Here is a 20,788-nt window from a genome sequence, read left to right as displayed (position 1 = left end):
GTCTCACCCCTGCTGCGGATTGAACGAACCGACACCACCGATCCGCGAGAAGGGGTAGATGATGAACCGGACCTTGCCGCGGATATCGCTGACCGGGACGGTGCCCTGGTACTGGTCCTCGACGTGGTAGCGCGAGTCCTGCGAGTTCAGTCGATTGTCACCCATGACCCACACGTTGCCCTCGGGCACGGTGATCGGACCGAAGTCCGGCCCGAGACACGGAGGTACCTGGTCACCCGGCCCGGCGACACCGGGCCCGAACGACGCGACCGTCTCCTCCTGGAGCTTCATGTCGATGTAGGGCTCGCGCAGCGGGCGACCGTTGACCTTCACACCGACGCCCTCGTCGTTGCGACATTCCACCGTCTGACCGCCGGTCGCGATGACCCGCTTCACGAGGTTGTTCTCGTCCGGCGGCGCGAACCCGAACCACGACAGCGCATCCTGCGCCTTGTGCATCACCGGGTTCGTCGATCGGGGCGACACCCAGGCGCCGTTCCACGATTCCGACGGGCCCTTGAAGACGACGACGTCGCCGGGTTGCGGATCACCGAACCGGTACGTGAGCTTGTCGATCACGATGCGGTCGTTGGTGCAGCCGTCGCAGCCGATGAGGGTGGACTCCATCGACTCCGACGGGATGACGTACTGCCGACCGATGAAGGTCTGCAGCACCCACGTGAGGAGAAGGACGCACCCCACGATGATGACGACTTCGCGCAGGAGCGAACCCGAGCCGGACTTGCGCTTGCCGCGCTCGTCGGCATCGGGTTCGGCCGGGTCGGTCTTCAACCTCCACGGACGCTTGGCGTCGTCGGCGCGGTCGTCGTCGGGGGCATCGTGGGGTCGCTGTGTGTCGGCCACCTCGTCAGGTTAGACGCGTCAGCGCTTTTCCTTGATCTTGGCTGCCTTGCCGCGCAGATCGCGCAGGTAGTAGAGCTTGGCGCGACGGACGTCACCGCGGGTGAGGACGTCGATCTTGGCGATGTTCGGGCTGTGCACCGGGAAGGTGCGCTCGACGCCGACGCCGAAGGACACCTTGCGGACGGTGAAGGTCTCACGCACGCCGCCGCCCTGACGACGGATGACGACGCCCTTGAACACCTGCACGCGCTCCTTGCTGCCCTCGATGACCTTGACGTGGACGTCGAGGGTGTCACCGGGGCCGAAGTCCGGCACGTCGTCGCGGAGGGACTGCTTGTCGAGGAAGTCGAGCGTGTTCATGTGTCGTGGTCCTTGTCTGGCGGAGAACGTTGAGCAGAGGAACCTGGCGGCCCGTGGGCTCGACCGGTTCGTGCTCCGAGTCGTTGGCGTCGCAGCCGGCGGTCTCGGAGAGACAGCCCCGGACACGGGGCATCGTCGGCAGGCAACCCGACTATTGTGCCAGAGACACCCCGGGCCGACGAAATCGCGGAGCCGCTACATTCGTGGCGCCACGATCACGACGTCGTCGGCCTGCAATGCCGAGATGGTGGCGGGCTCCATCGGCGTCGCCGCGGCGATCGCTCTCGGCGTCACACCGGCATGCACCATGTGGTCGAGGATCGCGAGTTCGGGCGCCCGGCCGTTGGCGGTGAGTGCCTCGTCGTCGGCGAGTTCCACCCCCGCCCGCTGATAGGGCTGCGGGTCGTTGGTCCCGACGACGACCACCCGGGCTCCCCGCGGACCGGTCCCGACACCCACTGCGGTCCGGAACCAACCGGCGATCGATGCCGGAACCGTGGTCTGGAGTCGCTCGGCTCGCCCCCGCAACCAGGTCAGGTCGTTCGCGCCGATCCCGTCGCGGTCGGCGCGAGCCCGCGCGCCGGCCAGACCCCCGAGACCGGCGGCCATCGCACCCGCCGCACCCAGTGCCCCGAGCGGCATCATCGGCATCATCCCGCTCGTCGCCGCGGGTGCAGCGGCGCTCTGCCCGGCCTCACCCGACCGTTCGGTGTGATCGTCCCCCGCCGCGGTGAGGGCCATCCGGCCGGTGCTCGCGGCCTCGACCCGCCACGTGTCGTCACCGATCGCGGCGTTCACCTCGCCACGCCGGATATCGCGGTCGGCGATCAGTGCGACCACCGACATCTGCTGCTGCGTGTCGATCACCGTCCGGGCATACGCGTCCAGCGACGTCCCGAGCGCGCGCAGCCGTTCCGCCGCTCCGGGCAGATCGGCACCGGCGATCTGTCCGAGCCCGTCGACGACGGCATCGTGGAACCCGCCCGCGGTCGAGTCCCCCGTCGCGTACGAGTCGGTCACCGACGCCACCGCCTCGGCGAGGCCGGCCACCCTCTCGGCGAGTGCCCGCACGCGCTGGGCCGAGTCGCTCAGTGCCGCCGCGTCGGCGGTCGGCCACACCCCCGGGGCCAGTTCCTCGGCGATCCGCTCGGCCTCGCCACGCGCCGTCATGCGTCGGCCCGGCCGATACGCGCCGAGGCCTCGGCATCTCGGTCGAGGAGGTCGTCGATGCCGGCGACGAGGGCGCGGCGGTGTTGTCCGAGACGGTTCTCGACGTCGTGCAGACGATCCGTCGACGCCGCGGCCGCCGGCGAGAACCCCACTCGGAACGCACCCACCGATTTCCCGGTGCCTACTGCCATGTCGACGTCGATGAGCAGGGCGGCGAGCTCGGTCTGTATCGCCGTGAGTTCCGCCGCCGCTGCCTGCAGTCGCGTCGCCACGACGGCGGCGGCACCGGGGTCGGCGGCGACCCGGGGACCGGCGTGGGCCGCCGGCGAGAGGTCAGGGTCGGTCATCGGCGACCACACTGTCGAGGCGGGCGTCGGCGTAGTCGATCGGCAGATCCGGTGCGCCGGAGAGGATGTCGGCGGATCTGGTGCGCAGCGCGGTGTCCGCCTCGGCGATCAGCGTGGTCAGCAGGGCGGACAGTTGATCCGCGCGGTATCGACGCATTGCGGAGGGTTCGATCGTGATGTCCACCGCACGGCCGCGCGCGTCGACCGTCACCGCGACGAGCCGGTCGTGACTGGTCGCCCGGGAGGTCAGCTGCGACAACGACTTCCGGACCCGTTCGAGTTCGGTGCGCTGCCTGTCGAGTTCCTCGACCATGGCCGAATACCCCTGCATCGTCTGCTGGACCCCCGTCCGAGTCGAACCTCTGCCGAATCCTAGTCGGTATCGCCCGGATGGTCCGCGGAGGAGTCCACAGGGTCCGGGAGGAGATCAGGCCGGCGCGCGCGCGTCCGTTCGAGGGCCTGTTCGGTACGCCAGCGTGCCACCTTCGCGTGGTCGCCGCTGAGGAGTACGGGCGGGACGTCCAGACCGCGCCAGGACACCGGCCGCGTGTAACTCGGACCTTCGAGCAGCCCGTCGGAGAACGAATCCTCTTGATGCGAGCGGGGATTGCCGAGTACGCCGTCGAGCAGCCGGACGGTCGCCTCGATCATGGCCATGACCGCGACCTCTCCCCCGATGAGGACGAAGTCGCCGAGGGAGACCTCTTCGACGCGCACCCGTCGGGCCGCGTCGTCGAAGACACGCTGGTCGATACCCTCATACCGGCCGCAGGCGAACACCAGATGCTGCTCGGTGCTCCAGCGACGCGCGGTCTCCTGGGTGAACGGCACACCGGCAGGGGTCGGCACGATCAGCAGCGCGTCGTCGGGGCACACCTCGTCCAGGCACGGCCCCCAGACGTCGGGTTTCATCACCATGCCGGGCCCGCCGCCGTACGGCGAGTCGTCCACGCTGCGATGGACGTCGTGCGTCCAGTTGCGTAGGTCGTGGACCGCCACGGTGATCCGTCCGGCGTCGATCGCCTTGCCCAGCAAGGCAACTCGGAGCGGATCGAGGTACTCGGGGAAGATCGACACGACGTCGAGGCGCATCACGGCGCCTCGTCGAGCGAATCCGGATCCAGCAGCCCCTCCGGGGGGTCGATCACGATCAGCTCGCGACCGACACTCGGCACGATCTCGCGCACGAACGGCACGAGCACCTCACGGTCGTCGGTGGTGCGTACCGACAGCAACTCGCCGCCGGGCAGATGCAGGACCGATTCGACGACGCCGACCGCGGAGCCGTCGGTGAGCTGCACGGGCACGCCCTCGAGTTCGTGGTCGTAGAATTCGTCCGGGTCGTCGGAGGGCTCCACCTGCGAACTGTCGATGAGGAACAGGGTGCCGCGCAGGGCGTCGGCGGAATCCCGGTCCGCGATGCCGGCCAGGGACACCAACAGCCGCCCGGAATGATCCCGGGCGGCTGTGACGGTGAAATCCCGTTCCCCGGCACCGCGCGGCAGACGGCCACGCAGCACCGAGTTCGGGGCGAAACGCATCTCGGGCTCGTCGGTGCGGACGTCCACGACGACCTCACCACGGATTCCGTGTGACTTGACCACACGGCCTACGACGAGATCCACGATGCGCTCGGTGTTCGGGTTCTCGGTCAGCGGTCGGTGTCGACGATGTCGACACGCATCCCGCGGCCGCCGATCCCGGAGACCAGGGTGCGCAGCGCGGTGGCGGTACGACCGTTGCGACCGATCACCTTGCCGAGGTCGTCGGGGTTCACGTGGACCTCGACGAGCCGGCCGCGACGGCCGGTGACGAGGTCGACCCGGACGTCATCGGGGTTGGAGACGATTCCGCGGACCAGGTGCTCGACCGCGTCGGCGACGACTGCGCTCACGCGTCACCCTCGGCGGCGGGAGCCTCGGCAGCCTCGTCGTCCTTCTTGGCGGCCTTCTTCTTGGGGGTGGTCGCGGCGGCGACCGGCTCGTTGTCGGCGGCGGCGAGCGCGGCGTTGAACAGGTCGAGCTTCGACGGCTTGGGCTCGGCGGTCTTCAGGGTGCCCTCGGCGCCCGGCAGGCCCTTGAACTTCTGCCAGTCACCGGTCACCTTGAGGATCGCGGCCACGGGCTCGGTCGGCTGCGCACCGACTCCCAGCCAGTACTGCGCGCGCTCGGAGTCGACCTCGATCAGCGAGGGCTCTTCCTTGGGGTGGTACTTGCCGATGGTCTCGATGACCCGGCCGTTGCGGCGGGTGCGGGCGTCGGCGACAACGATGCGGTACTGCGGGTTGCGGATCTTGCCGAGCCGCGTGAGCTTGATCTTGACAGCCATGTCTACTTCTCTTTCGTGTGGTCACTGCGCAATTCAGCAATCCGCCCGGAGTGGCGGACCCGGTTTTGCGTCTGTAGTGGTGTGACCGTCGGGCGGCCGTGACCGGATCCGACGAACCAGCGAATCATTGTGCCAGACCGGGCGGTGAGTACCGAATCCGGTGATCGGCCTGCACAGGGAACAGCCGATGGACCGGCATGTGGTCACCCACCCCGCGAGGACGACCACATGCCGAACGTCACTTCCGTCACTCTGTCGGTGTCGGCTCATCCGCGTCCTGATGCGCGACACCGCCGGAGCCTCCCTCGACCCCCGGCTCCGACGGGCCCGCGCTCTCGGATCCGGGCCGCGGATCCGAGGTGGACTGATCCGGTTCGTCCTGGCCGAACCGTTGCAACGCCGTTGCTACGTTACGCGGCGGTAAGGAAGGCAACCAGCCACTACCGTGTGGCTTTGCTCACACGAGGTGGCGACCAGACGAGACCACTGCTACCGGGTGTCGCAACGTGCCCAGGTCGTCGCACGGGTTGTCCGCGTACACGACGAAGTCGGCGCGGTGCCCGTCCTCCAGGAGGTCGGCGCCCAGCCAGGCGCGCGCATTCGTCGACGCCGCCGCGATCGCACCCGCCGGGCCCAGGCCCACGTCCGAGAGCGCCTCGATCTCGTCGACGATGCGTCCGTGCTCGACGAATCCGCCCGCGTCGGTCCCGGCGAAGATCGCGACGCCGGCCTCACGCGCGGCGGCGAACACCGCCGGGGCGCCCGCATGCAGGGCGCGCATGTGGGCGGCGTAGGTCGGGAAGCGTTCGGCGCCGTCGGCGATCCCGGGAAAGTTCTCGACCTGGATCATTGTGGGCACCAACGCGATCGAGCGGTCGACGAGCTGGTCGACGAGATCGGGAGTCAGCCCGGTGCCGTGCTCGATGCAATCGACACCGGCCCCGATCAGGTCGACGAGAGCATCGGTTCCGAAGACATGGGCGGTGATTCGCGCGCCGTGCTCGTGGGCCACCGCCACCGCCGACTCGATCTGCGCGCGGGTCCACAGCGGGGCCAGGTCCCCGACCTCGCGATCGATCCAGTCCCCGACGATCTTCACCCAGCCGTCGCCTGCCTGCGCCTGCCGAGCCACCTCGGCCGCCAGTTCGTCCGGATCGTCGAGGTCGACGCCGTAGTCGCGCAGGTACCGCTTGGGCCGGGCGATGTGTTTGCCGGAGCGGATCAACCGTGGGCACGCCGGATCGTCGTCGAGCGGGTGGGTGTCGAGCGGCGACCCGACCTCGCGGATCAGCAGGGTGCCGGTGCGCGCGTCGGCGTAGGCGTAGCCACGGGCCTGCTCGATGTCGACCCCGAGGCCCGGCGCGATCCCCACGTGGTTGTGGGCATCGACGAGGCCCGGCAGGATCCAGCCGCCGTCGACGGCCGTCTCGGCGTCGGGAACCGCGGTGAGGCTGATGGTGTCGTCGGACACCCAGAACTCGACCGGTTCGGACGTGAGCGGATCGGTGCCCCGGTAGTGGCGGGCCATTGCACCCTGTTCCGGGCCACCCACCGTCATTTCTTCTTGGGCTGCTGGAACTGCGACACGTCGATGCCCTCGAGACCCGGGGGCAGCTGATCGAGACTGGCCGGCATGTTCGACAGGTCCGGGAACCCGGCCGGCATGCCTCCGGGCATACCAGGGAAGCCGCCGCGCGCCGCCTTCGGCGGGGTGGGGCCGCGGCTCTTGCCCTTCTTGCCCTTCTTGCCCTTGCGGTTGGACTTGCGGTTCATCGCGCCCATGCCCATGCGACCCGACATCTGCGCCATCATCTTGCGGGCCTCGAAGAACCGGTCGACGAGCTGGTTGACCTCGCTGACGGTCACACCCGACCCGTTGGCGATCCGGATGCGGCGAGAGGCGTTGATGATCTTCGGGTTGTCGCGCTCGGCGGGGGTCATGCCGCGGATGATCGCCTGCACGCGGTCGAGCTGCTTGTCGTCGACCTGCGACAGCACGTCCTTCATCTGGCCGGCGCCGGGCAGCATCCCCAGGATGTTGCCGATGGGACCCATCTTGCGGATCATCAGCATCTGCTCGAGGAAGTCCTCGAGGGTCAGCTCGCCCTGGGTGATCTTGGCGGCCGCGGCCTCGGCCTGCTGCGCATCCCAGTGCTGTTCGGCCTGCTCGATGAGCGACAACACGTCGCCCATGCCGAGGATGCGGCTGGCCATGCGGTCGGGATGGAAGACGTCGAAGTCCTCGAGCTTCTCGCCCGAGGACGCGAACATGATCGGTTGGCCGGTCACCTCGCGTACCGACAACGCCGCACCGCCGCGCGCATCGCCGTCGAGCTTGGTCAGCACGACGCCGGTGAAGCCCACACCCTCCTGGAAGGCCTCGGCGGTGGTGACGGCGTCCTGACCGATCATCGCGTCGACGACGAACAGCACCTCGTCGGGCGAGGTGGCGTTGCGGATGTCGGAGGCCTGCTTCATCAGTTCGGCGTCGATGCCGAGCCGGCCGGCGGTGTCGATGACCACCACGTCGTAGTGCTTGCTCCGCGCCTCGTCGACACCGGCCTGCGCGACCGAGACCGGATCGCCCGAGGTCACACCGAGCACACCCTCGCCGCCGACGCTCGTGCCCGGATGCGGCGCGAAGACCGGCACGCCGGCGCGCTCGCCGACGATCTGCAGCTGGGAGACCGCGCCCGGACGCTGCAGGTCACAGGCGACGAGCAGCGGCGTATGACCCTGCTGCTTGAGCCAGTTGCCCAGCTTTCCGGCAAGTGTCGTCTTACCGGCACCCTGGAGGCCGGCCAACATGATGACGGTCGGGGGGTTCTTGGCGAACCGCACCCGCCGGGTCTCCCCGCCGAGGATTCCGATGAGTTCCTCGTTGACGATCTTGACGACCGTCTGCGCCGGGTTGAGTGCCGCGGAGACCTCGGCACCCTTGGCGCGCTCCTTGATCCGGGCGATGAAGGACCGGACCACCGCGAGCGAGACGTCCGCCTCGAGCAGGGCGAGCCGGATCTCGCGACAGGTGCGGTCGATGTCGGCGTCGGACAGCCGCCCCTTGCCACGCAGATCCTTCAGGGCACCGGTCAACCGGTCGGAGAGGGAATCGAACATGGTCCCATCCTTCCATGCGGGTCCCGGGACGGAACATCTAGGAGATCGGCACTCCGGACCGTCCCGTTCCGCCATAGGACTGCGGTCCGTCACCGTCCTCCTCGCGCGCCGGCTGCGGCGGCGGGCAGACCGCGACGACGGCCTCGGCCAGCTTTGCCCGTGCGTCCTCGGTGTCGGTCGCCAGCCGCAGGCCGAAGATGTCGACCCCGGTGGCGCCCAGGGTCGCCACCTTGGCCCACCGGATGTCGGCGCCGTGGCGTTCCAGGACCGCACTGACCCGGCTGAGCAGGCCGATCCTGTCGTCCGAGCGGACCTCCAGCACCGCCTCACCCACCGGGGCGTCCAGCCACGTCACCCGCGGTGGCGCCACGGCGAAGAGCGCGGGTACCGCGTTCTTCGGATGCCCGGCCCCGTCGACCTCGGGATCGGTGCTCCCGGCGCTGGCGCCGATGGTCACCACGGTGCCGGGAATCGTGGTGACGGTGCCGATCGTCGGAATCGGCGAGTCCCGCTCGCGCGCGTCGAGCCGCGCGAGGACATCGATCTTGCCGTCGACGGCCGCGATCAGCTGCTGGCGCAACAGGCCGGCATCGGGCGGACTGCCGAACATCGGGACGACAAGGAACGAGTTGATCGCCTTCCCGTCGGCGCTCTGGGCACACGCCGAGTGGGACCGCAACCCGCCCAGGGCGAGGACCCCGGCCATCTTCGACAGCAGGCCGGGTTGATCAGGCGCCACCATGGTGACGCGGTACGTGTGTTGCCCGTCGGCCCGGACGAGCCGGACCGCGTAGTCCCCTTCCGCCGCCGTGGCCAGGTCCTCGGCCGTCAGCGGCTCGGGCGCGCTCGGCTCTTCGCCGTCGATGAGTCGCATCGACCGGCGGACGAGGTCGTGGATGAGCGAGGCCTTCCACTCCCCCCACACCCCCGGGCCGGTGGCCAGCGAATCCGCTTCGGCAAGTGCGGCAAGCAGTTCCAACAGCACCCGGTTGTGTCCCAGGGTGTCGGCGACCGACTCGGCGGTGGCCGGGTCGTCGAGGTCCCGGCGGGTGGCGACCTGCGGCAGCAGGAGGTGGTGCCGCACCATGTCGGAGAGGATCGCCACATCCTGCGGCCAGAGCCCGAACCGGTTGCCGACCTGAACCGCCAGATCGGCGCCGACGATGCTGTGGTCGGCACCCCGGCCCTTGCCGAGGTCGTGGATCAACGCACCGAGGACGAGCAGGTCGGGCCGGGACACCCGGGTGGTCATCGCACTCGCGTACGCCGCGGTCTCCACGAGATGCCGGTCGACGGTCCAGGTGTGGATGGCATCGCGCGGCGGGAGGTCGCGCACCGCACCCCATTCCGGCAGGAGCCGGCCCCACAGGCCGGTACGGTCGAGTGCCTCGATCGGGTCGACCATGTGATGTCCCGAACTGAGCAGGACCAGCAAGTCGCTGAGCGCCTCGGCCGGCCACGGCTCACGCAGTTCCGGCGCGTAATCGGCCAGCCGGCTCAGCGTCGACGCGCTGATCGGCAGGCCGGTTCGGGCCGACGCGGCGGCCACCCGCAGGATGAGTCCCGGGTCTTTGCTCGGAATCGCGTTGCGCGCCAACACGATCTCCCCGCTGTGCTCGACGACGCCCTCGTCGAGCGGGCGGCGCAGCGGCGAACGCCGCAGCTTGGCCAGACCGCGACGCGGCAGGGCGTTGCCCGCGGTCCGCAGGCCGGCGTCGATGGAGTAGCTGATGGTGCGGGCCGAGTCGCTGATGACGCGGGCGAGATCGAACCGGTCCCCGATCCGGAGGGCCGCCCCGATCTCGTCGGCGTCCTGGGCCTGCACGTGCTCGCGGGGACGCCCGGCGATGCGGTGCAGTTCGGTACGGATGTCGAGGAGCCGCGTGTAGGCGACCTGCGGTCCGGCACCGGGCGAATCGGGTCGTAAGCTCGCCATCCCGCTGGTGAGCTGGGCGATCGCCAGCGCCCCCAGGAGCTGGACGTCACGCAGACCTCCCCGGCCGCTCTTGAGGTCGGGTTCGGCGCGATGTGCGATGTCGCCGGCGCGCCGCCAGCGGTCCTGCGCGTGCGTGACCACCTCGGGGAACCGATTGCGGATGTCGTTGCGCCACTGCTGGCGGACCCCGCCGATCAGCAACGTGGACAGATCCTCGTCGCCGGCTATGTGGCGCGCCTCGAGGAGGCCGAGGGCCGCGGTGACGTCGTCGCCGGCGACCTGCAGCGCCTGCGGCACCGTCCGCACACTGTGGTCGAGCGGGATGTTGGCGTCCCACAACGGGTACCAGAGTCCGTCGGCGACCTCGGACACCCGCTCAGCGGGCACGTCGTCGTGCAGCAGGATCAGATCGAGGTCGGAATACGGGAGCATCTCACCGCGACCGAGTCCGCCCACGGCGACGATCGCGAACCCGCTGTGCGGCTTGATGCCGAGTTCGGCGCCCTTGCTGGTCAGCCAGAATTCGTGCAGGTCGACGAGCACCTGGCGCAGTGCCGGTGCGTCGAGTTTTCCCGATCGGCCGGATTCGGTGAGTTGCCGTCGGGTCTTGGCCAGGTCTGCGGCGCTTACGACTGCCTCCAAAGTGTGTGGGAGAGAAGGGAACAAGAGGTGTGGAACTCCGACGGCCCCGCGCCCGACTGGTCGTCGGGCACGGGGCCGTTCACCGGGATTTCGTCGACGCCTCGGCGGGCTCGCTACAGTGCGTCGCCACCGCGCTCGCCGGTTCGGACGCGAACCACGGACTCGACCGGCGAGACCCAGACCTTGCCGTCACCGATCTTGCCGGTCCGGGCGGCCTCGACGATCACGTCGACGACCTTGTCCACGGCGGCGTCGTCCACCACGACCTCGACGCGGACCTTGGGTACGAAGTCGACCGAGTACTCGGCGCCGCGATAGACCTCGGTGTGACCCTTCTGGCGGCCGTAGCCCTGGACCTCACTCACGGTCATGCCCAGGATGCCGGCCTGCTCCAACCCGGCTTTGACATCCTCGAGCGTGAACGGCTTGACGATTGCAGTGATCAGCTTCATTAGTTATCCCTCTCCACAGGATTCAGCGTAGTAGCGAATGGCTTCGAGCGTCATGCCAGCTCATAGGCCGTCTCGGCGTGTTCTGCCTCGTCGATGCCGCTCTTCTCGTCCTCGTCGCTGACGCGCCAACCCAGCGGCTTGAGCACCAGGGCGATGATCGCGGTGAGAACACCGGTGAACACGAGGGCGAACAAGGCGATCACGACCTGGACCACCAGCTGCTTGTAATCTCCGCCCCAGAAAAGGCCCACGTCCTCGCCGATCAGGCCGATGGCCACCGTGCCCCAGAGGCCGGCGACGAGGTGGACACCGACGACGTCGAGCGAGTCGTCGTAGCCGAACTTGTTCTTCAGGCCGATCGCGACGGCGGCGAGAGCACCCGCGATGACACCGAGGATGAGCGAGCCGACCGGGGTCAGCGAACCACACGCGGGGGTGATGGCGACCAGACCGGCGACCACACCCGAGGCGGCGCCGACGCTGGTGGCGTGCTTGTCGCGGATGAGTTCCACCGCGAGCCAGCCGAGGATCGCCGCGGCGGTGGCAGCGGTGGTGTTGACCCACACCTGACCGGCGAGCAGGTCGGCGCCCAGCTCGGAGCCGACGTTGAACCCGAACCAGCCGAACCAGAGGAGTGCTGCGCCCAGCATCACGAACGGGATGTTGTGCGGACGGTAGGCGGTGCGGCCGAAGCCGACGCGCTTGCCGATGATGAGGACCAGGACCAGCGCCGCGATACCGGCGTTGATGTGCACGACCGTGCCGCCGGCGAAGTCGATCGGCGCGACGTTGGCCGCACCTTCCTCGTCGGTCCCGAACATCTTGGCCGCCAGACCGTCCTCACCGCCGCCGAGGAGGCCGCCGCCACCGACGAGCCCGCCCCAGACCATGTGGGACAGCGGGAAGTACACGATCGTCGCCCACAGGACGGTGAAGACCATCCAGGTGGAGAACTTGACGCGTTCGGCGAGTGCACCGCTGATGAGGGCGACGGTGATGACCGCGAAGGTCAGCTGGAACCCCATGAAGACGATCGCCGGGATGGTCAGGCCGCCGGTGACGTACATCTCGGTGTCGCCCTCGCCGATGGTGCTCATCAGCTGGTCGGACCCGAAGAGCGCGAACGGGTTCGCGAAGATGCCGCCGATGTCGCTGCTGCCGGTGATCCCGTCGCTGAACGACATCGAGAAGCCCCACAGCACGTACACGACGCTGATCGACGCGAGTGCTCCGAAGGACATCATCATCATGTTCAGGACGGACTTGCCTCGCGCCAACCCCCCGTAGAAGAACGCGAGGCCTGGGGTCATCAGCAACACGAGCGCGGCCGACACGAGCATGAATGCCGTGTTACCCGTGTCGATCGGGCCAAACGATTCGTTTGGCAACTGAGCCAACTCCACTACGAAACCTCCTCAGGATGCGCCGACGGCTCGGCGCCTCCAAAGAGATTGTCGGCAGTCGGTTTCGGCCGTGGTGCCCTGACGTTTCGGGCGCGTAACCCCCTGGGCGGTTTGTATTTCGCCCATGTAACATCCCAGTTCGGCTCTGAGCTGTCTCTCAGACTCCGCGGCCGATGTCTGACCCGACATTTCCGATCACAGATCCCGACTTCACGGCAGCGTCCGCCGGCGTCAGAGGAGGGCGTCGACGAATGCGTCCGGTTCGAAGGGCGCGAGGTCGTCCGCGCCCTCCCCCAGTCCGACGAGCTTGACCGGCACGCCGAGTTCCTTCTGGACGTGGAACACGATGCCGCCCTTGGCGGTGCCGTCCAGCTTGGTCAGCACCACGCCGGTGATGTTGACGACCTCGGCGAACACCCGGGCCTGCATCAGGCCGTTCTGTCCGACGGTCGCGTCGAGCACCAGCAGTACCTCGTCGACCGGCGCCTTCTTCTCCACGACGCGCTTGACCTTGCCCAGCTCGTCCATCAGGCCGGTCTTGGTGTGCAGCCGGCCGGCGGTGTCGATCATGACCACGTCGACGCCGCTCTCGATGCCCCGGTCGACGGCGTCGAATGCGACGGCGGCGGGATCGGCCTGTTCCTTGCCGCGCACGATCTCGGCGCCGACCCGCTCGCCCCACGTCTGCAGCTGGTCGGCGGCGGCCGCGCGGAACGTGTCCGCCGCGCCGAGCAGGACACGACGCCCGTCGGCGACCAGGACGCGTGCCAGCTTGCCGGTCGTGGTGGTCTTGCCGGTGCCGTTGACGCCGACGACTAGGACGACGGCGGGACGGCCCGCGTGTGGCAGCGCCCGGATCGACCGGTCGAGCGTCGGGTCGAGCTGCTCGACCAGGACCCGCTTGAGCAACGCCCGGGCCTCACCCGCGGTGCGGACCGGGTTGGCCGCGAGCTCGGTGCGCAGGGTCTCGACGACGGTGGCCGTCGTGGACGCACCGAGATCGGCCATCACCAGCGTGTCCTCGATCTCCTCCCAGCTGTCCTCGTCGAGATCGCCGGCGCCCAGCAGGCCCAGCACACCCTTGCCGATCGCGCCCTGTGACCGGGACAGCCGGCCGCGCAGCCGACCGATCCGGCCCGCCGTCGGCGCGATCTCGTCCAGCGGCGGCGCGGTGGTCGCCTCCGCGACATCGTCGGGTACCCGGGTCCCGGGCTCGGTCGTTGCCGGCTCGGTCGTTGCCGGCTCGGCGGTGGCCGGTTCGGGTTCGGTGACCTCGGGTGCGGCGGTTGCGGCTGTGGCGGACGCGGGCTCGGCCACGTCCGGCTTCGCCGTCTCGGGCTCGACGGTTTCGGGGCGGGCGGTGGCAGGTTCTGCGGTCTCGGGTTCGGTGGTGTCCGGCTCGGGCAGCGACACCTCGGTGACGCCGCGCCGGATCGAATCCCGCGGCACCGCGGAGTCGTCACCGACGCCCGGCTGACCGTCGACATCGGTGCGCTCTCCGGGCGGCCGGATCACCTCGGGTGCCGGCGTCGCAGACTCCGGAGCCGGGGGTTCCGGCCTCCGTCGCGGCGGTTCCGCGAGGGCGGTGTCACCCGCGGCCTCCCCGCGACTGAAGCTGAACCCCGATCCGGCCTGGTAGCCCCCGGACCGGTCGACCTGGCGGGTCGTCCCGTCGACGATCTCCGGTTGCCGCTCGTCGGTCAGCGAGATGCGCCGGCGGCGCGACAGCACCAGCCCCAGCACGATCAGCGCGATCACGACGAGCACCGCAACGACGATGCCGATGATGATTCCGGTGTTCACTGGCTGGTGTCCTCCTGTTGACCGACGGGCATGTTCACTCCGCGCATGCGTTGCGAGATGACCGTCGTGATGCCGTCGCCGCGCATGCTGACTCCGTAAAGCGCATCCGCGACCTCCATCGTGGGCTTCTGGTGGGTGATGACGATGAGCTGCGACTTCTCCCGCAATTGGGCGAACAACGTGATCAGTCGCCGCAGGTTGGTGTCGTCGAGCGCGGCCTCGACCTCGTCCATGACGTAGAACGGCGACGGGCGGGCGCGGAAGATCGCCACCAGCATCGCGACCGCGGTCAGCGACTTCTCCCCGCCCGAGAGCAGCGAGAGCCTCTTGACCTTCTTACCGGGCGGACGCGCCTCGACCTCGATGCCCGTCGTGAGCATGTCGCCGGGTTCGGTCAGGACGAGCCGGCCCTCGCCGCCGGGGAACAAGGTCTGGAAGACCTGGCCGAACTCGCGTTCCACGTCGGCGTACGCCTCGGTGAACACCTGCAGAATCCGGGCGTCGACCTCTTCCACGACGTCGAGGAGGTCCTTGCGGGCCGCCTTGACGTCCTCGAGCTGCGACGACAGGAAGTTGTATCGCTCTTCGAGAGCGGCGAACTCCTCGAGCGCCAGCGGGTTCACCTTGCCGAGCGTGTTGAGATCCTTCTGTGCCTTCTTGGCGCGGGCCTCCTGCGTCGCCCGGTTGTAGGGCATCGGGGCCGGTGCGACGACCTGCTCGCCGCGTTCCCGGGCCTGCTCGTACTCGGCCATCTCCAGCGCCGACGGGGGCATCGGCACGTCGGGACCGTATTCGGCGATCAGATCGTCGGGCGCCATCGCGAAGGTCTCGAGGACCTGCTCTTCGAGCTGTTCGATCCGCAGCGCGACCTGGGCCCGCGCCACCTCGTCGCGGTGGACGGTGTCGCGCAGCGAATTGAGGGTGGTCGTCAGTTCGCCCGCCCGGACCCGGAGCGCGTCGAGGGTCGCGGTGCGGGCGGTCCGGATCTCCTCGAGTTCGTCGCGCCCGGCCTGCGCCGAGGCCACCGCCGCGGCGAGACGCTCACTGACCTGTGCACCGGCGCGTTCGACGGCTGCCGCCACGCCCGCGGCCTGGCGTCGGATCTCGTCCTGCCGACGAGCCCGCTCGCGTGCCTCGCGCTCGCGCTGTGCGGCCCGCCGCAGCGAGTCCGCCTTGCCCCGGACGGATGCCAGGCGTTCCTCGGCTGTCCGCAAGGTCAGGCGCGCCTCCATCTCGGCGCTGCGTGCCACGCCGACGGCGGTCGCGGCGTTCGCGCGGTCGGTGTCGTCGGCGGACATCTCGGTCCCCACCTCGGACTCATCGCGGGCGAGACGCAATCGCTCGGTGAGTTCCTGCAGGTTCTCGAGGGTTTCCTCGCGACCCTTCTCGAGCAGATTCCGCTGTCGGGTCAGCTTGTCGGCCTCGGCACGCGAGGCTCTGATCTCCTGGCCCAGCCGGGCCATCTGCTCATAAGCGGCGCCGACGCCGGCGTCGGACTCGTGCAGCGCCGCGAGCGCCTCCTCGGCCGCCTCCCGCCGATCGTGCTGCTCGGTGAGCGCACCGGCGAGCGCCGCCTCGAGTTCTTCGACGCGCCTGCGGGTCGAGGCGAGTTCGGCGGTCGCCGCATCGATCGCCGACTGGACCTCCAGCGTGGAGGGGCGGCGTGACGAACCGCCCTCGACCGACGCCGCCGAGATGCGGTCGCCGGCGGGCGTCACCGCGCGCACCCCAAGACGGCGGGCGAGTTCGAGCCCCTGCGCGGGGTCGTCGACGATGACGGTGTCGGCCAGGACGGTGTCGATCGCACCGCGGATCTCCGGCCGGGTGTCGACCACCGAGGCCGCCCACCTCGCCCCGTCGGGCAGCGCCACGTCGGTCGATCGGTCCGGGCCGGTGAGTCCGCCGCAGATCAGCGCGGCCCGTCCCCCGTCGCCCGACTTCAGGGCCGCCAACGCCCGCACCGCGGCGATCCCGTCCACGGTGACGATGCCGTCCACGGCGGGTCCGAGCGCCCCGGCGATGGCCGTCTCGAAACCCGCTTCGACCGTGACCAGCTCCGACATCGGTCCGAGCAGGCCGTCGGGCGCGTTCTCCAGGAGCCATGCGCCGCCGTCGCCCCGCTCGAGTCCCATGGCGAGTGCGTCCACCCGGGCCGACAAGGAGGCGATGGCGTGCTCGGCGTCGCGGTGTGCGGCCTGCAAGGTGGCCACGCGCTCGTTGGACAGGTTCAGCGCGGCCACGCATCGTTCGTGGTGTTCGTCGAGCGCCTGTTCGGCGGCTTCCAGCTGTGCCAGCTCGCTTGCCGCCGAATCCTGTTGCGTGACTGCGACTTCGGCGCGTTCGGTGGCGGCCGAGATGGCCGCGGTGAGGCGTTGCGCCTCGGCGTCGACCGACTCCGAACGCGTCCGCAGGTTGTCCACCTGCCCTTCGAGGCGCGCCAGACCCTCGCGACGGTCGGCGATGGCGCGGACAGCCGCGAGGTGAGCCGCCTCCGCGGCCTCCGCAATCGACTCGCGTTCGCCAAGCACCTCGCGGGCGCTCTCGAGCTGTTCGGCGGCGATCTCGACACCCTCGGTCAGCTCGGCTTCGAGTTCGGCGGCCTCGAGGGCCTGCTCGTCGAGCTCCTCCGGGTCGGGCCCGGACGCCTCGCTCGACGGCTCGCTGAGGTACCGGCTGCGTTCGGCGGCCACCCGGCGGGTCGCGTCGACGCGCTCGGCGAGCGCCGACAACCGGAACCAGGCGCGGTTGGCCGCGGCCGCGGCGGGCGTGATCTCGGCGAGATGCTGTTCGTGTTCGGTCACTTCCGCGTTCGCACGGTCGAGTTCGGCGGCCACCTCGTCCTGCCGACGCCGGACCTCGTCCTCGACGGCGGCGTGTTCGGCCATCTCGGCGCGGCGGGTGACGAGGTCGTCGGCGGCCAGACGCAACCGTGCGTCGCGGAGATCGGCCTGGACGGTCTGGGCCCGGCGGGCGACCTCGGCCTGGCGTCCCAGCGGTTTGAGCTGACGACGGAGTTCGGCCGTCAGATCGTTCAGACGCGCCAGGTTGGCCTGCATCGCGTCGAGCTTGCGGACCGCTTTTTCCTTGCGCTTGCGGTGTTTGAGGACCCCGGCCGCCTCTTCGATGAACGCGCGGCGGTCCTCGGGCCGGGACTCGAGGATCGCCGACAACCGTCCCTGGCCGACGATCACGTGCATCTCGCGACCGATACCGGAGTCCGACAGCAGCTCCTGCACGTCCATCAGGCGACAGGAACTGCCGTTGATCTCGTACTCGCCGGCGCCGTCGCGGAACATCCGGCGCGTGATGGACACCTCGGAGTACTCGATCGGCAGCGCACCGTCGGCGTTGTCGATGGTGAGGGTGACCTCGGCGCGGCCCAGCGGAGGACGGCCCGAGGTGCCGGCGAAGATGACGTCCTGCATCTTCCCGCCGCGCAGTGCTTTGGCGCCCTGCTCGCCCATCACCCAGGTCAGGGCGTCGACGACGTTCGACTTACCGGAGCCGTTGGGGCCGACGACGCACGTGATACCCGGCTCGAAGCGCAGGGTCGTCGCCGAGGCGAACGACTTGAAGCCCTTCAGGGTCAGGCTTTTGAGGTGCACGACGGTACAGACTACTCACCATCGCGACGTGTTTCGGCTCTCCTCACCGTTCGACGAAGCCGTCGAGGTCCCCGCGCGGTTCATCCACACGCTCGACCACCAGGTCCACCCGTCCGGGCGTGGTTCCCGACCGGAGCGCGTCGAGCAGGGCGAGGGCCTTGTCCCGTGGCCCCTCGGCAACGACCAGCACCCGGCCGTCGGCCTGGTTCGACGCGTAGCCGACGAGCCCGAGTTCGAGAGCACGCGCTCTGGTCCACCAGCGGAAGCCCACGCCCTGCACGTGCCCGTGGACGTGCGCGGTGAGCCGGACGCGGTCGGTGCCGTCCTCGCTCATGCGGTCACTCCGTCTCGATCCGCAGATCCACCTCGGCGCCGGCCTTCACCGTGCGCCCGACCGTGCACACCGCGTCGATGGCGCGTTCGACGACGACGAGCAACCGGGCCGCGGCGTCGGGCTCGAGTTCGGACAGGTCGATCTCGAGGATCTCCTCGATGCGCGGGTACACCTCGTTCTCGCGGTCGGCGTCGCCGCTGACGCGGATCGTCGCGTCGTAGTCGTCACCGAGGCGTCGCGCCAGCGGCCGGTCCGACGACATGCCGGTGCAGGCGGCCAGCGCGATCTTGAGAAGTTCACCCGGGGTGAAGACGCCCTCGACGTCCTGCGAGCCTATCAGCACCTCCGCGCCGCGCGAGCTGCGACCGGTGTACCGGCGCGTGCCGGTTCGCTCGACCCACAGATCGGTGTGGGCCTGGTCGGCGGGAACCCCGGACGCGGGGGCAGTTGCTTCGGTGGTCATCGAAGACGGGTCCTCTCAAGATGTTGTCGGCCGGCGCCGCCGGCATCGCGACCAATAGTAAGAGCCCCGGCACGTCGATTGTTCCCGGCGCATGTCTGCCGAGGTGAGTCTGCCTGGTGGCTAGGGTCTTCCGCATGCGTCGCAGAACCGCAGTCACGAGGACCCACCGACCGACGATGCACGTGCTGGATCCGTTGAGCCGTCGGTGGTGGCGAGCGGTCGGCCGGCGGGTCGACATGTCGACGCCTGAGTTCGCATTCCTGGGCGCGCCGCACAATGGCCGGCACGAGGTCGGCGACGCCTGGCTGCGCCAGTACGAGAAGCAGGGTGCGGTCGCGCCGCCGTCGCCGACCGCCGGCCTGTTCGAAGACATGGCAGTGCTCGACGGACCGGACTTCCGGGCATCAGCGCTGCACCCCGCGGTGCGAGACTTCTACGAACGGACCGGATCGTGGCGGATGGAGGTCTGGTCGCAGTGGAACCCGCTGTTCGCACCCGGCGGGATGGCGGTCGCAGCGTTGTTCGGGCGGCGCGTCGAACAACTCGCTCTGCCGACCGAACCGCTATCTGTCAGCCGTGGCATGTCCAGCGAGATCCGGGTCGTCACCGACCACTCAGGACACAGAGTGGGCGCGGCGTGGCTGCGACGGCTCCGCCTGGACAATTCCCCTGTGTACAGCGGGTTCTATCGATCGGCTTCGCTTCCAGGACAACCGCAGCCGCACGTCGCCGTCGCGTTTCCCCTGGAACTCGGCAACATCCACGTTTTCCTTGCTCCACGCGCCGAGGCCGACGGGGCGCTCACCTTGACATCCCGCTCTCGACGATTCGGGGCGGACGGCGCCTACGTGTCGGTCCTGTTCGGCGATCAGTGGTATTCGGCGCAGCCGACACTGGCGGAGTCGTTCCGGGTATACGTCGACGAGGAAGGCGTACTCCGCACCGATCATGAGTTGAAGGTCGGACGATTCCGGGCGCTTCGCCTGCACTACCGCCTCGAACGCCAGGCCTGATACTCCCGATGCAGCACCGCCGCGGATACCGGACGGTCAGCCCGGGTTCGCCTTCGACGCCCGCTGGCATCGCGGACACGAGAACGAGCCACGGTTCATGAACTGCTCGCGGCGCATGATCGCGCCGCACCGACGACACGGCTCCCCCGCCCGTCCGTAGGCGTTCAGGGACCGCTCGAAGTAGCCGGACTGTCCGTTGACGTTCACGTAGAGCGCGTCGAACGAGGTACCGCCGACCTTCAGCGCATCCGCCATCACGTCGGTGACGGCATCGATGAGTTCGCGCAGTTTCTTGCGACTGATCGTCTCGGCGATCCGCGAGCCGTGCAGACGTGCGCGCCACAGCGCTTCGTCGGCGTAGATGTTGCCGACGCCGGAGATCACCGTCTGATCCAGCAGGACCCGTTTGATCTCGGAGTGTTTGGCGCGCATGCGATCCACCACGCGGACGGGATCGAAGGCCGGGTCGAACGGATCGGTTGCGATGTGCGCCACCGAGACCGGGATGTCGGCGGGCGACGGGTCGGTCGTGTCCGTACTCCCCGAGGGCGCATACACATCGGGTGTGTAGTCGTCGAGATGCCAACCCCCGAAGGTCCGCTGATCGACGAAGCGGAGTTCGTTCTCGTCGTCGAGGACCGCGCGGATCCGCAGGTGCGTGTGATCGGGAGTTCCGGTCCGGGCGATCAGCATCTGGCCACTCATCCCGAGGTGGACGACGAGCGCCGCACGGTCGGCGGAGTCGGCGACATCGATCCACAGGTACTTGCCGCGGCGCCGGACGCCGGTCACCCGCTTGCCGGCGAGCCGACCGATCAGATCCGGCTCACCGCCGGCGTGACGACGGACCGCGCGCGGATGAAGGACCTCGGTCGAGGCCACCACCCGACCGACGAGATGGGTCTCGAGACCGATGCGGACGGTCTCGACCTCGGGGAGTTCAGGCATCGC

At 69.4% G+C, this 20,788-nt stretch carries 20 protein-coding genes; 1 reads left to right on the top strand and 19 read right to left on the bottom strand.

Annotation, left to right across the window (positions count from 1 at the left end):
- Window positions 1-3: 3 nt before the first annotated feature.
- The 18 genes from lepB to Q9R39_RS06465 all read right to left on the bottom strand — a co-directional run bounded on the left by lepB (window position 4) and on the right by Q9R39_RS06465 (window position 18,824).
- Window positions 4-864, bottom strand: coding sequence for a signal peptidase I (gene lepB, locus Q9R39_RS06550; protein ID WP_211538777.1), 861 nt, complete (start codon window positions 862-864; stop codon window positions 4-6).
- A gap of 18 nt (window positions 865-882) precedes the next feature.
- A complete protein-coding gene (rplS, locus tag Q9R39_RS06545) occupies window positions 883-1,224 on the bottom strand; it encodes a 50S ribosomal protein L19 (RefSeq protein WP_004572295.1) in 342 nt (113 codons plus the stop codon).
- A 195-nt stretch (window positions 1,225-1,419) separates the two neighbouring features.
- Window positions 1,420-2,394 (bottom strand): hypothetical protein, encoded by a 975-nt coding sequence (locus Q9R39_RS06540; RefSeq protein ID WP_311277215.1) that lies wholly within the window; start codon window positions 2,392-2,394, stop codon window positions 1,420-1,422.
- The gene (locus Q9R39_RS06535; protein ID WP_311277214.1) at window positions 2,391-2,741 is read right to left on the bottom strand and encodes a hypothetical protein; all 351 of its coding nucleotides are present in this window, start codon (window positions 2,739-2,741) and stop codon (window positions 2,391-2,393) included. The genes Q9R39_RS06540 and Q9R39_RS06535 overlap by 4 nt, the downstream gene beginning before the upstream one ends.
- Window positions 2,728-3,072, bottom strand: coding sequence for a YbaB/EbfC family nucleoid-associated protein (locus Q9R39_RS06530; protein ID WP_065628989.1), 345 nt, complete (start codon window positions 3,070-3,072; stop codon window positions 2,728-2,730). Before Q9R39_RS06530 ends, Q9R39_RS06535 begins: the two co-directional genes overlap by 14 nt.
- A 41-nt stretch (window positions 3,073-3,113) precedes the next feature.
- Complete coding sequence (trmD, locus tag Q9R39_RS06525; RefSeq protein WP_065628990.1) at window positions 3,114-3,833, bottom strand: tRNA (guanosine(37)-N1)-methyltransferase TrmD; 720 nt, start codon at window positions 3,831-3,833, stop codon at window positions 3,114-3,116.
- Window positions 3,833-4,366: a ribosome maturation factor RimM gene (rimM, locus tag Q9R39_RS06520; protein ID WP_065628991.1), complete on the bottom strand. Its 534-nt coding sequence runs from the start codon at window positions 4,364-4,366 to the stop codon at window positions 3,833-3,835. The genes trmD and rimM overlap by 1 nt, the downstream gene beginning before the upstream one ends.
- Before the next feature lie 26 nt (window positions 4,367-4,392).
- Window positions 4,393-4,635 carry an RNA-binding protein gene (locus Q9R39_RS06515; RefSeq protein ID WP_004572301.1) on the bottom strand — a complete coding sequence of 81 codons (243 nt, stop codon included), beginning with the start codon at window positions 4,633-4,635 and terminating at the stop codon, window positions 4,393-4,395.
- Entirely contained in the window at window positions 4,632-5,069 is a 438-nt protein-coding gene (gene rpsP / locus Q9R39_RS06510; protein WP_058250078.1) for a 30S ribosomal protein S16, read from the bottom strand. Before rpsP ends, Q9R39_RS06515 begins: the two co-directional genes overlap by 4 nt.
- 457 nt (window positions 5,070-5,526) lie before the next feature.
- Entirely contained in the window at window positions 5,527-6,597 is a 1,071-nt protein-coding gene (locus Q9R39_RS06505) for an amidohydrolase family protein (RefSeq protein WP_065629085.1), read from the bottom strand.
- 26 nt (window positions 6,598-6,623) lie between these two features.
- Window positions 6,624-8,186 (bottom strand): signal recognition particle protein, encoded by a 1,563-nt coding sequence (ffh, locus tag Q9R39_RS06500; RefSeq protein WP_311277213.1) that lies wholly within the window; start codon window positions 8,184-8,186, stop codon window positions 6,624-6,626.
- Window positions 8,187-8,223: 37 nt separating this feature from the next.
- The gene (locus Q9R39_RS06495) at window positions 8,224-10,764 is read right to left on the bottom strand and encodes a [protein-PII] uridylyltransferase (RefSeq protein WP_265964521.1); all 2,541 of its coding nucleotides are present in this window, start codon (window positions 10,762-10,764) and stop codon (window positions 8,224-8,226) included.
- Between the two features lie 113 nt (window positions 10,765-10,877).
- On the bottom strand, window positions 10,878-11,216 hold the full coding sequence (locus Q9R39_RS06490; RefSeq protein ID WP_004572306.1) for a P-II family nitrogen regulator: 339 nt from the start codon (window positions 11,214-11,216) through the stop codon (window positions 10,878-10,880).
- A 50-nt stretch (window positions 11,217-11,266) separates the two neighbouring features.
- On the bottom strand, window positions 11,267-12,619 hold the full coding sequence (locus Q9R39_RS06485; protein WP_189340149.1) for an ammonium transporter: 1,353 nt from the start codon (window positions 12,617-12,619) through the stop codon (window positions 11,267-11,269).
- Window positions 12,620-12,850: 231 nt separating this feature from the next.
- Window positions 12,851-14,422 carry a signal recognition particle-docking protein FtsY gene (gene ftsY / locus Q9R39_RS06480; protein WP_068972343.1) on the bottom strand — a complete coding sequence of 524 codons (1,572 nt, stop codon included), beginning with the start codon at window positions 14,420-14,422 and terminating at the stop codon, window positions 12,851-12,853.
- Window positions 14,419-18,027 (bottom strand): chromosome segregation protein SMC, encoded by a 3,609-nt coding sequence (gene smc, locus Q9R39_RS06475; RefSeq protein WP_068972344.1) that lies wholly within the window; start codon window positions 18,025-18,027, stop codon window positions 14,419-14,421. Before smc ends, ftsY begins: the two co-directional genes overlap by 4 nt.
- Before the next feature lie 43 nt (window positions 18,028-18,070).
- Entirely contained in the window at window positions 18,071-18,361 is a 291-nt protein-coding gene (locus Q9R39_RS06470) for an acylphosphatase (RefSeq protein ID WP_137809334.1), read from the bottom strand.
- A gap of 4 nt (window positions 18,362-18,365) precedes the next feature.
- Window positions 18,366-18,824: an OsmC family protein gene (locus Q9R39_RS06465; RefSeq protein WP_058250071.1), complete on the bottom strand. Its 459-nt coding sequence runs from the start codon at window positions 18,822-18,824 to the stop codon at window positions 18,366-18,368.
- A 134-nt stretch (window positions 18,825-18,958) separates the two neighbouring features.
- Between Q9R39_RS06465 and Q9R39_RS06460 the strand changes: the two genes are divergently transcribed.
- Window positions 18,959-19,837: a hypothetical protein gene (locus Q9R39_RS06460; RefSeq protein ID WP_083229499.1), complete on the top strand. Its 879-nt coding sequence runs from the start codon at window positions 18,959-18,961 to the stop codon at window positions 19,835-19,837.
- 36 nt (window positions 19,838-19,873) lie between these two features.
- Here the strand turns inward: Q9R39_RS06460 and mutM are convergent, their stop codons facing one another.
- Window positions 19,874-20,785 (bottom strand): bifunctional DNA-formamidopyrimidine glycosylase/DNA-(apurinic or apyrimidinic site) lyase, encoded by a 912-nt coding sequence (gene mutM, locus Q9R39_RS06455; protein ID WP_165630198.1) that lies wholly within the window; start codon window positions 20,783-20,785, stop codon window positions 19,874-19,876.
- Window positions 20,786-20,788 lie beyond the last annotated feature (3 nt).

The organism is Gordonia sp. AC31, assembly GCF_031844505.1.
GTDB lineage: Bacteria > Actinomycetota > Actinomycetes > Mycobacteriales > Mycobacteriaceae > Gordonia > Gordonia hongkongensis.
Note: the sequence above shows the minus strand (reverse complement) of the source record. Positions and strands in the feature narration are given on the sequence as shown.

Excerpts from the sequence above, each read along its gene's own strand:
- Q9R39_RS06540 (WP_311277215.1), bottom strand. The coding sequence starts at position 2,394 with ATGACGGCGCGTGGCGAGGCCGAGCGGATCGCCGAGGAACTGGCCCCG.
- Q9R39_RS06465 (WP_058250071.1), bottom strand. The coding sequence starts at position 18,824 with ATGACCACCGAAGCAACTGCCCCCGCGTCCGGGGTTCCCGCCGACCAG.
- trmD (WP_065628990.1), bottom strand. The coding sequence starts at position 3,833 with ATGCGCCTCGACGTCGTGTCGATCTTCCCCGAGTACCTCGATCCGCTC.
- Q9R39_RS06530 (WP_065628989.1), bottom strand. The coding sequence starts at position 3,072 with ATGCAGGGGTATTCGGCCATGGTCGAGGAACTCGACAGGCAGCGCACC.
- rpsP (WP_058250078.1), bottom strand. The coding sequence starts at position 5,069 with ATGGCTGTCAAGATCAAGCTCACGCGGCTCGGCAAGATCCGCAACCCG.
- Q9R39_RS06490 (WP_004572306.1), bottom strand. The coding sequence starts at position 11,216 with ATGAAGCTGATCACTGCAATCGTCAAGCCGTTCACGCTCGAGGATGTC.
- Q9R39_RS06505 (WP_065629085.1), bottom strand. The coding sequence starts at position 6,597 with ATGGCCCGCCACTACCGGGGCACCGATCCGCTCACGTCCGAACCGGTC.
- Q9R39_RS06460 (WP_083229499.1), top strand. The coding sequence starts at position 18,959 with ATGCGTCGCAGAACCGCAGTCACGAGGACCCACCGACCGACGATGCAC.
- Q9R39_RS06470 (WP_137809334.1), bottom strand. The coding sequence starts at position 18,361 with ATGAGCGAGGACGGCACCGACCGCGTCCGGCTCACCGCGCACGTCCAC.
- ffh (WP_311277213.1), bottom strand. The coding sequence starts at position 8,186 with ATGTTCGATTCCCTCTCCGACCGGTTGACCGGTGCCCTGAAGGATCTG.
- Q9R39_RS06535 (WP_311277214.1), bottom strand. The coding sequence starts at position 2,741 with ATGACCGACCCTGACCTCTCGCCGGCGGCCCACGCCGGTCCCCGGGTC.
- mutM (WP_165630198.1), bottom strand. The coding sequence starts at position 20,785 with ATGCCTGAACTCCCCGAGGTCGAGACCGTCCGCATCGGTCTCGAGACC.
- rplS (WP_004572295.1), bottom strand. The coding sequence starts at position 1,224 with ATGAACACGCTCGACTTCCTCGACAAGCAGTCCCTCCGCGACGACGTG.